The following is an 11,602-nucleotide window of genomic DNA, read 5'->3' on the forward strand; positions in this document are numbered from 1 at the left end:
CCAAAGTCATAAAGGGGATGCCACTGGGTGGCTTGAACTCGGTTGGATTCGCCCGCACAATGGGTGCTGAATTCAACTCTGAATTTCCAATCCGAACAAGAACATAGGGAAGACGCAAGTGGGACATGGAATGAAGGCGGCAATCACGCTGGTGGCCGCGCTCTGCGGCACGCCCGCTTTTGCCGGCTGGGAACCGAGCAAGCCCGTCGAGATCGTGGTGGCGGCCGGTGCGGGCGGTGCCTCCGACCAGATGGCGCGGATGATGCAGGCTGCGATCCAGAAGAACAATCTGATGAAGCAGCCGATCGTCGTCTCGCTCAAGGGCGGTGCCTCGGGCGCGGAAGCGCTGATGTACATGAAGTCTGGCGAGGGCGACCCGAACAAGGTCCTGATCGCCTATTCGCTGATCTACATGCTGCCGCTGTCGGCGAAGATACCGTTCAACTGGCGTGAGCTGACCCCGGTGTCGGTGATCGCGCTCGACCAGTTCGTGCTGTGGGACAACAGCGCCGGGCCCAAGACGGTGAAGGAATTCGTCGAGGCGGCGAAGGCGGCGGGTTCGCCGTTCAAGATGGGCGGCACCGGCTCCAAGCGCGAGGATCACGTGCTCACCGTGTTCCTGGAGCAGAAGACCGGCGCGAAATTCTCCTATCTGCCCTACAAGTCCGGCGGCGAGGCCGCGACCCAGCTCGTCGGCAACCACACCGAATCCAACGTCAACAACCCCAGCGAAAACCTCGAAGTCTGGCGTGCCGGCCAGGTGCGCCCGCTCTGCGTGTTCGACAAGGAGCGCATCTCCTACACCACCAAGGTGACGGAGACGCAGTCCTGGGCCGACATCCCGACCTGCAAGGAGGAGGGCGTCGACGTCCAGTATCTGATGCTGCGCGCGATGTTCCTGCCCGGCAAGGTCACGGCCGAGCAGCAGGCGTTCTATGTCGAGCTGTTCCACAAGGTGACGCAGACCTCGGAATACAAGGACTACATGGAAAAGCAGGCGTTGAAGCCGATCTTCCTCACCGGCAAGGACATGGTGCAATTCCTCGAGGAGGACGATGCCACCAACAAGGCGCTGATGACGGAAGCCGGATTCGTCGCGAAGTAAGCACATCCTCCGCGTCATGCCCCGCGAAGGCGGGGCATCCAGTATTGCACAGAACTCGAATACGGCTTCTGCACGGCGTACTGGATCATCCGCCCCTGTGCGCAATTGCGCACTAGGCGGATGATGACAGCGCAACTTGATTTGGCAGAGCATGTCCCAAACCGAACTCGAAATCGTCGTCGACGATCCGACCGCGCCTGAAGACGATTCGCCCTCCGTCGTCAGCGCCGGCACGATCGAAATCCTCGTCTGCCTCCTGCTGCTCGCGCTGGCGGTCACGCTCGGCTACGACAATTGGCGCACCGGAGCGTCCTGGGACGCAACCGGGCCCGAGCCCGGCTATTTCCCGTTCTATCTCTCCGTCATCCTCGGCGGCGGCAGCCTCTACGGGCTGGTCGCGGCGCTGGTCGCGCGCCGGCCGGGGTCCGGAAGCTTCGTCACGCGTGCGCAGGCCCGCCGCGTGCTGGCGGTGTTCGTGCCGACGCTGCTGTTCTGCCTGGTGACGCAATTCCTCGGTCTCTATGTCGCGAGCTTCCTCCTGATCGCGAGCTTCATGCGCCTCGTCGGCAAGATCGCGCTGTGGAAGTCGCTGCTCACCGCTGTCGCGTTCACAGCGATCATGTTCGTCACCTTCGACATCGCGTTCGACGTCATCATGCCGAAAGGGCCGCTCGAAGCGGCCTTCGGCCACTAGGGCGGCTCCACGATGGAAGCTCTCGGTCTCCTGTTTCACGGCTTCGCCGTCCTGCTGACGTGGAAGACGCTCGTGCTGATGATGGTCGGGCTGGTGCTCGGCATCTTCGTCGGCGTGCTGCCGGGGCTCGGCGGCCCCAACGGCGTCGCGATCCTGCTGCCGCTCACCTTCACGATGGATCCGACCTCGGCGATCGTGATGCTGTCCTGCATCTATTGGGGCGCGCTGTTCGGCGGTGCGATCACCTCGATCCTGTTCAACATTCCGGGCGAGGCCTGGTCGGTCGCGACCACGTTCGACGGCTATCCGATGGCGCAGCAGGGCAGGGCGGCGGAGGCGCTGACCGCGGCGTTCACGTCCTCCTTCATCGGCTCGCTGGTCGCAGTGCTGCTGATCACCTTCCTCGCGCCGATGATCTCGTCCTTCGCGTTGAAGTTCGGCCCGCCCGAGTTCTTCGCGGTGTATCTGCTCACCTTCTGCTCCTTCGTCGGCCTCGGGCGCGAGGCCAAGCACAAGACGGTCATCTCGATGTCGCTCGGGCTGCTGCTCGCCGGCATCGGCATGGACACGGTGTCGGGCAATCTGCGCATGACCTTCGGCTCGGCCGAGCTGCTCCGCGGCATCAACTTCCTGGTCGCCGTCATCGGCCTGTTCGGCATCAGCGAGATCCTGCTGACGATGGAGGAGCGCCTGGCGCTGCGCGGCCACGCGGCGAGCATCTCGCTGCGCGTCGTGCTCGGCGTCTGGAAGGACCTGCCGAAATACTGGGTGACGCTGCTGCGCTCCTCCTTCATCGGCTGCTGGCTCGGCATCACCCCGGGCGGGGCGATCGCGGCGTCCTTCATGGGCTACAATCTCGCCAAGCGCTTCTCCAAGGATCCGGAGAGCTTTGGCAAGGGCCGCATCGAAGGCGTGTTCGCGCCGGAGACGGCGGCGCATGCCTCCGGCACCGCGGCGCTGCTGCCGATGCTGGCGCTCGGCATTCCCGGCTCCGGCACCGCCGCGATCCTGCTCGGCGGCCTGATGGTGTGGGGGCTCAATCCGGGCCCGCTGCTGTTCGTCGAGCACAAGGACTTCGTCTGGGGCCTGATCGCCTCGATGTATCTCGGCAACGTCGTCGGCCTCGTGCTGGTGCTGACGACGGTGCCGATCTTCGCCTCGATCCTGCGCGTGCCGTTCGCCGCGGTGGCACCGATGATCGTGGTGTCCTGCGCGATCGGCGCCTATGCGATCCAGAACGCGATGTTCGACATCTGGCTGATGCTGGGCTTCGGGGTGGTCGGCTACGTCTTCAAGAAGATCGGCATTCCGCTGGCGCCGTTCACGCTGGCGCTCGTGCTCGGCAACCGCGCCGAGGATGCCTTCCGCCTGTCGATGATCGGCTCCGGCGGAAACCTGAAAGTGTTCTGGTCGAACGGCCTGGTCGGCTCGATCACGACGCTGGCGATCGTGCTGCTGTTTTGGCCGGTCATCGACGGCCTGCTTGCCCGTGTCGGATTGACGCAGGGCGCGAAGCAGGTTCCGCGTTAGGCGGAAATCACTTTGAAATCAAATGCATGGATCGATGTCGTGTTAGTCCTAGGCATTACACGCCCCGATTGTTTCTAAATGTTGCCCAGCCGGCACAGTCCTTGGCCGCCCCCCGACGTATGTTTTGATCACAAATTTGTGCGGGAAGGGGAAATGCCCATGAAGCGGATCGTGATGGGAATGGCAGCGGCGATGTCGCTGTTCGCGACGGGCGCGCTGGCTGCCGATCTCGCGGCCAAGCCCTACGTCAAGGCACCGGTGATGGTCGATCCGGTCTGGAGCTGGACCGGCTTCTACGTCGGCGCCAATGGCGGTTACAGCTGGGGCCGTTCGCGCACCGACGTCTCCTATTTCAACTCCGGGACCGGCACGCCGATCGCGCCTCCGGCCGGCTCCATCACCAGTGCCGCGTTCGACATGAACGGCGGCATCGCCGGTGGCCAAGCCGGCTACAACTGGCAGAGCACAAACTGGGTGTTCGGCATCGAGGGCGATCTGCAATGGTCGGGTGAGAAGGGCAGCGCCGGCTATAGCTGCGTGGGCGCCCCGATCGCGCCGGGCGCCGGGCCCTGTCTTCCTACCTTTACATTCCTGCCCCCCGGCGGTCTGGCCGGCACGACCTTGACGGTCGACCAGAAGCTCCAGTGGTTCGGCACGGTTCGCGGTCGCGTCGGCATCCTGGCCACCCCGAAGGTGCTGTTCTACGGTACCGGCGGTGTCGCCTTCGGCGAGATCAAGACCACGGGCACCATGTCCAGCTTCAGCACCGTCGCGCCCTTCGGTCCGATCGCGTCGGTCGGCTCGAGCTCCACCACGCGCGTCGGCTGGACCGCGGGCGTGGGCGTCGAAGGCAAGATCACCCAGAACTGGAGCGCCAAGCTCGAATATCTCTACATGGATCTCGGCCGCTTCTCGTCCGGTCCGTTCACGCTGTCGCCGGCGCTTCCGATCAGCGCCAACGTCTCGTCGCACTTCACCGACCATATCCTGCGCGCCGGCATCAACTATCAGTTTGCTGGCCCGGTGGTTGCCAAGTACTAAGATCAAAACAGGCGTCAACAAGAAGCAAAGCCCGGCTCGCGCCGGGCTTTGTCGTTTCCGTCCTGATCCTTGGAAATGGCGCAGGACCGACGATCGGGCAGTGCAGCCGATTTGTTGCGGTGGTGCCACATCCGCAGCCTGATCTGCTCCGATCGGAATGTCGAAGTTGGGCGCATGGGATCTGTTTCGAGCCCCTCGCGCCAGCCTGCGGGATTCATCCCGCCGGCAAACCGCGCTGAAATCGCAGCGCTTTCGAGATCGACCGGATCGGGTGCGCATGCCTCGCGCATGCGATCGGCTGCCCGCGTCCTCTGAACGACCGACGTTCGAACGCAGGACGCGAAGCGATGCGCTCTTTCCTAGTGTCGCCGCACTGAATCGCCCGCGCATCTTTCGAGCAGGCGAACAGGCAACGCCATGTCTCGAGGGAAGATTGATGACACGAACTTTGCTGGTCGCGGCGGCGATCTCCATGCTGCTCGCACCGCGTGCCTTCGCCGCCGATCTGGCGGTGCCGCACATCCATACCAAGGCGCCGCCGCTGGCCGTCGATCCCGGCACCAATTGGAGCGGCTTCTATGCCGGCATCAATGTCGGCCATGGCTGGGGCCGCTCGGCCACCACGGCCGATTTCATCGACGGCAGGGGCGGCGCGCTGCTGAGCTCGAGCGCCGGCACGTTCGATCTCAACGGCGTCACCGGCGGCGGACAGATCGGCTACAGCTGGCAGCGCGAAATGTTCGTGGTCGGCTTCGAGGCCGATTTTCAGGGCAGCGGCCAGAAGGGCCGTTTCGATGCGCTGTGCGCCGGTGCGCCGGACGGCGAGCAGGACGGCGTCTGCACGCCGGGCCATCGCGGCGACAACACGTTCGATCCCGCATTGCCTGTTACGTTCAATCTCACCCAGAAGCTCGACTGGTTCGGCACCGTCCGCGGCCGTCTCGGCGTCGCCGTGATGCCGCGCGTGCTGGTCTACGGCACCGGCGGTCTCGCCTATGGCCGTGTCTCCACCTCGGGCAGCGTGAGCGCGATCAATGTCGGCGGCTTCCCCGGCGCCGACGGCGGCACGTTCACGCCGGTTGCCGCAAGCTTCGGCAGCAGCACGACGAAGCTCGGCTGGAGCGCGGGCGCCGGTATCGAAGGCGCGTTCGCCGACAATTGGAGCGCCAGGCTCGAATATCTCTACGTCGATCTCGGAACCGTCTCGGGCTCGCTTGCGACTCCCGTGATCGCGCTCAGCGGTGCGCCGCTGGTGATCGGCTATCGCTCGCACGTCACCGACAACATCCTGCGCTTCGGTGTGAACTACCGCTTCGGCGGGACCTGAGCGGTTGTTTCGCAAGGCGTGGTCGCAAGTCGAAAGCCCGGCGGTCGCGCCGGGCTTTCGCGTGTTCGGCGTGAAAACAGTCAGGCCCCGTGACGCTTTCTCTCCCTTGTCAGCAGCGTTGATCGAGATCACTATGCAAGCATAGATAGAAATTTATTTGATCCATTTTATTGGAGGATGTCATGGCCATTGAACGCTATCGCGCGCAGAAGGGCGCCGAGATTTCGCACACGGTCGCCGCCGCAGCCGCCGCCCGAGGTTACACGATCGAAGTTCATTTCCTGGGCGGACTGACCGCCAAGCAAAAGGCGGCTTTCAAGCTTGCGGCAAACCGTTGGACCCACGCCATCGTGGGCGACTTGCCCGACGTCACGGTTGGCGGTGAAAGGATCAACAATCTTCGGATCACGGCGCAAGGCACCGAGATCGACGGCCCCGGAAATGTTCTCGGTCAGGCCGGGCCGGACCGCCTGCGCCCGAAGAGTGCAGGGACCGCTGCGTTCCTGCCGGCGACGGGCGACATGCAATTCGACATTGCCGATCTCGCCGCCATGGAAGCCGACGGCACCCTGAACGACGTCATCACGCACGAGATGGGGCATGTGATCGGCATCGGAACGATCTGGACGAACAAGAGATTGCTGAAGGGCGTCCGCACGCACAATCCGACATTCCGCGGTGCCAACGCCATGCGCGAATACGGCCACCTCCGCGGCTCGGCGACGCCGCTCCCCGTTCCCGTCGAAAACAAAGGTGGCGAAGGGACCGTGGACTCGCATTGGCGCGACACTGTTTTCGGCGCGGAGTTGATGACCGGTTTCGTCGATGAAGGCGGCAATCCAATGAGCCGGTTGACGATCGCCAGCTTGCAGGATCTCGGCTATGAGGTGAACATGGACGTTGCCCAGTCGTATCAACTGCCCAATCATCTCCGTATGGCTGAGGCGGGATTTGCCGCGGCGCATGATGAAAAGCCGAGAGGCATCGTGCTCCCGCGGATTCCGATCACGTTGCCCGACGAGAGCCTCGACTCCTAGGCCAAAGCACGGACCAACAAGGCCCTGCCGGGCAGGGCTTCTCTTGGAATTCAGGGAAACCGGATCATGGAGGGCATGAAGCGACCGGAAGTGATCGTGCTTCCAGATTCGTCATTGATCCCGTCCGACTGTCTGATCTCGCCTCCGCCCAACCAGTTCACCCACGAGGTGGCGAGATCGCAGCCATTCTATGCCTCGCGCGGTACGCCGAGCGGACCGCCGACCGGACAATTCGAGGCGGGCGCCAAGGTCGTTCTGCTCTACCATGATGGCGGAGAGCTTTGTCGGGTGGTCGATGCCGGCGGCCACTATGTCGACACGCGCTTCGACGGCTTGCGCAAGATCTAGACGACTGCGTAGGCCGCTTTCATACCACCTTGCGCCGACGCAGCTCCGCGATCTCCTCGGCGCCGAAGCCGAACTCCGTCAGCACCTCGTCGGTCTGCTCGCCGAATTCCGGCGGCCGCGCCACCATCTTGCTCGGCGTACGCGACAGCGTCACCGGCTGGCCGACCAGGCGGATGTGGCGGTCTTCGTCGTTCGGCACGTCCTGCGCGATGCCGAGATGCCTGACCTGGGCGTCCTCGAACATCTGGTCGATGGAGTAGATCGGGCCGCAGGGCACGCCGGCCTCGTTGAACTCCCGGACCCAGGTCTCGGTCGACTTCGTCACGGTGCGCTTCTCGATCTCGGCATTGAGCGCGTCGCGGTTCTTCGAGCGGGCAGGGGCCGTCGCATAATCGGGATGGCTGTAGAGCTCCGGCGCGCCGATCGCCTGCGCGCAGCGCTCCCAGATCCGCCCGCCGGTGGTGGCGATGTTGATGTAGCCGTCCGAGGTCCTGAACACGCCGGTCGGGATGCTGGTCGGATGGTTGTTGCCGGCCTGTTTTGCCACTTCCTTCTCCATCAGCCAGCGCGCTGCCTGGAAGTCGAGCATGAAGATCTGGGCCTGGAGCAGCGAGGTCTGTACCCACTGTCCCTTGCCCGAGACCTCGCGCTCGAGCAGCGCGGTGAGGATGCCCATGGCGCAGAACAGGCCCGCGGTGAGGTCGGCGACGGGAATGCCGACCCGCATCGGGCCTTCGCCCGGCGCGCCGGTGATCGACATCAGCCCGCCCATGCCCTGCGCGATCTGATCGAAGCCCGGCCGCTTGTGATAGGGGCCGTCCTGGCCGAAGCCGGAGATGCTGCCATAGACGATGCGCGGGTTGATCTTGGCGAGGCTGTCATAGTCGATGCCGAGCTTCTTCTTCACGTCGGGCCGGAAATTCTCGACCACGACGTCCGCTTTGGCGGCGAGGCGCTTGAACACGGCGAGCCCGCGCTCGTCCTTCAGGTTCAGCGTCATCGCCCGCTTGTTGCGGTGCAAATTCTGGAAGTCGGAGCCTCGCCGCGGCCCGCCCGGCTGCTCGCCGCCGGCATCCTCGGTCAGCGCGTCGATCTTGACGACATTGGCGCCCCAGTCGGCCAGCTGCCGCACGCAGGTGGGCCCGGACCGGACACGGGTCAGATCGAGCACGGTGAAGCGCGACAGGGCTTCCGAGGCATGCGGAAAGGGCATTTTGAGAGGCTCCGGGACAGATTGCGCGCCTACCATAGTGCCCAAAGCTCATGCGGCAAGGCATCCAGCAGCAGGTCTGGGCCGGCGCGGATGCTGCCTGTCGAAATGCAAGGTCTGACGGTTCTGGCCTGACGGGTCTGGCCTGACGCGATTTGGCTTGGCACGGCTGGCCGCACCGGGGGGACATGGATCAGCGCGGCAGGCGTTTCAGCTCGGCGCGCGCCTGGTCGGCCAGCGGGTCGTCGCCGTGGCGTGCAAGGAACAGCTCGAACGCCTGCCGCGTTCCCGCCCGCCGCGCGGCTTCGTATTCCTCGGCGACCGCCGCTGAAGGGTCGCGAGCAGGTGGAACCGAGGGCGCGCGTGCCGCCGCCTTGCCGTTGTCGTCTGCGCTGGCTTTCCCGACCATGACAGGCAGTCCTCCAAAGGGGCGATGGTCCGGGCCGGCGAGCGCCACCAGGGCGCCCAACAGACCGGCCGAGAGTGGACCTAGTTTCATGATTTCCTTGCAAATCACGCGTATAGCCGGAACCTGCACCATTGGCCTGGCCCGTATGACTACGGGATTTGATGGCTAATATGGCCTTGTGGAAGGGGTCCGGGTCTGGTCGCCAAAATTAAACCAAACGTTTAACTCTCAAGCTAGAATCATCTACCCGCCCCCCGAATCTAACGGGGCCAGCTGCCCCGGAGATTTAGTTTGGCCACAGCCGTCTCGGTCACCAGGACCAATAACGCAGAGATCGACGGTCTGCTGTCGGGCGTCAAATGGTCCGGCACGATCACCTACAGCTTTCCGGACTCGCCCAGCGACTACGCCAATCCCTACACCGGCGGCGACGCTGAGCCGACCACGTCGGGCTTTGCCTCGGCGCCTAGCCAGATGCAGGCGGCGATCAATTACGCGATCGGACTGATCCTCGGCTACACCAATGCCAGCATCCAGTATGCGGGGACGAACGGCGCGGACATCATGATCGCGCAATCGCCGGCGGCCAATCCGACCTCCTACGCCTATTACCCCGGCAACTACGCGCCCGGCGGCGATATATGGTTCGGGACCGCGTACAACTACTCGCTGGCAGCGCTCGGCAATTACTATTTCACGACCGCGCTGCATGAGCTCGGCCATGCGCTCGGCCTGAAGCACAGCCAGGAGACGGGCGGCGTCGCCAACGTCGCGGTGCCGAGCGCGCATGACGACAGCGAATACACCGTCATGAGCTATCGCAGCTATGTCGGCGGGCCGCTGACCGGCTACACCAACGAAGCCTATGGGTATCCGCAGACCTATATGGCCAACGACATCCTCGCGCTCCAGACGATGTATGGCGCGAACTACACGACCCAGAGCGGGACCACCGTCTATACTTGGAGCCCGACCACGGGGCAGGAGTTCATCAACGGCGTTGGCCAGCCGGCCGACAATGGCGGGGCCGGCGGCTCGGCCAACCGCATCTTCGAGACGATCTGGGATGGTGGCGGCGTCGATACCTACGACCTGTCGAACTATACGACGAACCTGAGCATCAACCTCAATCCAGGTGCCGCGTCGCTGTTCTCGTCGGCTCAGCTCGCCAACCTCGGAAACGGCCACTACGCGTCGGGCAACGTCTATAACGCCTATCTCTACAACAACGATGCGCGCTCCTACATCGACAACGCCATCGGCGGCTCCGGCAATGACACCATCGTCGGCAACGCCATCGCGAACGCGCTGAACGGCGGCTCCGGCAACGACACGATCACCGGCGGTGGCGGCAACGACACCATCACCGGCGGCGCCGGCACCGACACGGCGGTGTATTCGGGCAGCCGGGCCAACTACGCGGTCTCATACAACGCGGCGACGCTGACCCTCACCTTGACCGACCTGCGCAGCGGCGCACCTGACGGGACCGATACCGTCACCGGCGTCGAGTATTTGCAGTTTGCCGACGGTACGGTTGCCAGCTCCAGCTTCATGTCGAGCGTGATCGAGGCGATCGGAACGACTAGCCTGGTCATGTCCAGTGGCAATTACTACCTGACCAACATCTCGACCGGCGCCGGGCCCACCCTGAAATATGCGGGCTCCTTGGTGAACGCGGCTAACTACACCACATGGTCGGTGATTGCCGCCGAGCAGGTATCGGGTGGCGGTTACGACGTGGTCTGGAAGGATTCGGCGAGCGGCCATTATTCCGTCTGGAGCACGGACAGCACCGGAAACTTTGTGACGACGCTTGCCGCTGCCGGTGAAGTCGTGGGGACGGATCCGTCTCTGGAGGCACTGGAGCCGACACTTCAACAGGATCTCAATGGCGACGGCACAATCGGTGTCTCCGCCGTTACGATCGAGGCGCTCGGCTCGACCAGCCTGATCGTCTCCGGTGGCAATTATTACCTGACCAACGTCTCGACCGGCGCCGGGCCCACCCTGAAATATGCGGGCTCCGTGGTGAACACGGCTAATTACACCACATGGTCGGTGATTGCCGCCGAGCAGGTGTCTGGCGGCGGCTACGACGTGGTCTGGAAGAATTCGGCGAACGGCCATTATTCCGTCTGGAGCACGGACAGCACCGGAAACTTTGTGACGACGCTTGCCGCTGCCGGTGAAGTCGTGGGGACCGATCCGTCTCTGGAGGCACTGGAGCCGACACTTCATCAGGATCTCAATGGCGACGGCACAATCGGTGTCCCCGCCGTTACGATCGAGGCGCTCGGCTCGACCAGTCTGGTCGTGTCCGGTGGCAATTATTACCTGACCAATATCTCGACCGGCGCCGGGCCCACCCTGAAATATGCGGGCTCCGCGGTGAACACGGCTAATTACACCACATGGTCGGTGATTGCCGCCGAGCAGGTGTCTGGCGGCGGCTACGACGTGGTCTGGAAGAATTCGGCGGACGGCCATTATTCGGTCTGGAGCACGGACAGCACCGGAAACTTTGTGACCACGCTCGCCGCTGCCCCGGAAGTGCTGGGGAGCGATCCGAGCCTGAAGGCGCTGGAGCCGACCCTGCACCAGGATCTCAATGGCGATGGCACGATTGGCGTACCCGCCAGCAGTAGCGTCACCATCGAGGCGCTCGGCTCGACCAGCCTGGTCGTATCAGGTGGCAATTATTACCTGACCAATATCTCGACCGGCGCCGGGCCCACCCTGAAATATGCGGGCTCTGTGGTGAACACGGCTAATTACACCACATGGTCGGTGATTGCCGCCGAGCAGGTGTCCGGCGGCGGCTACGACGTGGTCTGGAAGAATTCGGCGAACGGCCATTATTCCGTCTGGAGCACGGACAGCACCGGAAACTTTGTGACG

General features: G+C 63.9%; 11 protein-coding genes. 8 read left to right on the forward strand and 3 right to left on the reverse strand.

Going from position 1 to position 11,602, the window contains the following annotated elements:
• The first annotated feature begins 130 nt into the window (after nt 1-130).
• The 4 genes from AC1RUR_RS12405 to AC1RUR_RS12420 all read left to right on the forward strand — a co-directional run bounded on the left by AC1RUR_RS12405 (nt 131) and on the right by AC1RUR_RS12420 (nt 4,370).
• Nucleotides 131-1,105, forward strand: coding sequence for a Bug family tripartite tricarboxylate transporter substrate binding protein (locus tag AC1RUR_RS12405; protein ID WP_492844248.1), 975 nt, complete (start codon nt 131-133; stop codon nt 1,103-1,105).
• Nucleotides 1,106-1,256: 151 nt separating this feature from the next.
• Complete coding sequence (locus tag AC1RUR_RS12410; RefSeq protein WP_492844250.1) at nt 1,257-1,799, forward strand: tripartite tricarboxylate transporter TctB family protein; 543 nt, start codon at nt 1,257-1,259, stop codon at nt 1,797-1,799.
• A gap of 12 nt (nt 1,800-1,811) precedes the next feature.
• On the forward strand, nt 1,812-3,329 hold the full coding sequence (locus AC1RUR_RS12415; RefSeq protein ID WP_492844252.1) for a tripartite tricarboxylate transporter permease: 1,518 nt from the start codon (nt 1,812-1,814) through the stop codon (nt 3,327-3,329).
• Between the two features lie 159 nt (nt 3,330-3,488).
• A complete protein-coding gene (locus tag AC1RUR_RS12420; protein ID WP_492844254.1) occupies nt 3,489-4,370 on the forward strand; it encodes an outer membrane protein in 882 nt (293 codons plus the stop codon).
• 14 nt (nt 4,371-4,384) lie between these two features.
• Here the strand turns inward: AC1RUR_RS12420 and AC1RUR_RS12425 are convergent, their stop codons facing one another.
• Nucleotides 4,385-4,660: a hypothetical protein gene (locus tag AC1RUR_RS12425; RefSeq protein WP_492844256.1), complete on the reverse strand. Its 276-nt coding sequence runs from the start codon at nt 4,658-4,660 to the stop codon at nt 4,385-4,387.
• A gap of 146 nt (nt 4,661-4,806) precedes the next feature.
• On the opposite strand from AC1RUR_RS12425, the gene AC1RUR_RS12430 reads away from it, so the two are divergent.
• From AC1RUR_RS12430 to AC1RUR_RS12440, 3 genes are all read left to right on the forward strand, one after another.
• Nucleotides 4,807-5,697, forward strand: a complete 891-nt coding sequence (locus AC1RUR_RS12430; protein ID WP_492844258.1) for an outer membrane protein — start codon at nt 4,807-4,809, stop codon at nt 5,695-5,697.
• Between the two features lie 182 nt (nt 5,698-5,879).
• Nucleotides 5,880-6,734: a leishmanolysin-related zinc metalloendopeptidase gene (locus AC1RUR_RS12435; RefSeq protein ID WP_492844259.1), complete on the forward strand. Its 855-nt coding sequence runs from the start codon at nt 5,880-5,882 to the stop codon at nt 6,732-6,734.
• A 75-nt stretch (nt 6,735-6,809) separates the two neighbouring features.
• Entirely contained in the window at nt 6,810-7,082 is a 273-nt protein-coding gene (locus AC1RUR_RS12440; RefSeq protein ID WP_492844261.1) for a hypothetical protein, read from the forward strand.
• Nucleotides 7,083-7,101: 19 nt separating this feature from the next.
• On the opposite strand, the gene AC1RUR_RS12445 is transcribed toward AC1RUR_RS12440, so the two are convergent.
• Both AC1RUR_RS12445 and AC1RUR_RS12450 read right to left on the reverse strand, forming a co-directional pair.
• Complete coding sequence (locus AC1RUR_RS12445) at nt 7,102-8,295, reverse strand: CaiB/BaiF CoA transferase family protein (RefSeq protein ID WP_492844263.1); 1,194 nt, start codon at nt 8,293-8,295, stop codon at nt 7,102-7,104.
• Nucleotides 8,296-8,485: 190 nt separating this feature from the next.
• The gene (locus tag AC1RUR_RS12450; RefSeq protein WP_492844265.1) at nt 8,486-8,791 is read right to left on the reverse strand and encodes a hypothetical protein; all 306 of its coding nucleotides are present in this window, start codon (nt 8,789-8,791) and stop codon (nt 8,486-8,488) included.
• A gap of 201 nt (nt 8,792-8,992) precedes the next feature.
• On the opposite strand from AC1RUR_RS12450, the gene AC1RUR_RS12455 reads away from it, so the two are divergent.
• A partial coding sequence (locus AC1RUR_RS12455) for a M10 family metallopeptidase C-terminal domain-containing protein (RefSeq protein WP_492844267.1) occupies nt 8,993-11,602 on the forward strand: 2,610 nt, incomplete at its 3' end.

Source organism: Bradyrhizobium sp. GW821-FHT12B03 (genome assembly GCF_058807535.1).

Excerpts from the sequence above, each read along its gene's own strand:
- AC1RUR_RS12445 (WP_492844263.1), bottom strand. The coding sequence starts at position 8,295 with ATGCCCTTTCCGCATGCCTCGGAAGCCCTGTCGCGCTTCACCGTGCTC.
- AC1RUR_RS12440 (WP_492844261.1), top strand. The coding sequence starts at position 6,810 with ATGAAGCGACCGGAAGTGATCGTGCTTCCAGATTCGTCATTGATCCCG.
- AC1RUR_RS12430 (WP_492844258.1), top strand. The coding sequence starts at position 4,807 with ATGACACGAACTTTGCTGGTCGCGGCGGCGATCTCCATGCTGCTCGCA.
- AC1RUR_RS12425 (WP_492844256.1), bottom strand. The coding sequence starts at position 4,660 with ATGCGCGAGGCATGCGCACCCGATCCGGTCGATCTCGAAAGCGCTGCG.
- AC1RUR_RS12415 (WP_492844252.1), top strand. The coding sequence starts at position 1,812 with ATGGAAGCTCTCGGTCTCCTGTTTCACGGCTTCGCCGTCCTGCTGACG.
- AC1RUR_RS12450 (WP_492844265.1), bottom strand. The coding sequence starts at position 8,791 with ATGAAACTAGGTCCACTCTCGGCCGGTCTGTTGGGCGCCCTGGTGGCG.
- AC1RUR_RS12435 (WP_492844259.1), top strand. The coding sequence starts at position 5,880 with ATGGCCATTGAACGCTATCGCGCGCAGAAGGGCGCCGAGATTTCGCAC.
- AC1RUR_RS12410 (WP_492844250.1), top strand. The coding sequence starts at position 1,257 with ATGTCCCAAACCGAACTCGAAATCGTCGTCGACGATCCGACCGCGCCT.
- AC1RUR_RS12405 (WP_492844248.1), top strand. The coding sequence starts at position 131 with ATGAAGGCGGCAATCACGCTGGTGGCCGCGCTCTGCGGCACGCCCGCT.
- AC1RUR_RS12420 (WP_492844254.1), top strand. The coding sequence starts at position 3,489 with ATGAAGCGGATCGTGATGGGAATGGCAGCGGCGATGTCGCTGTTCGCG.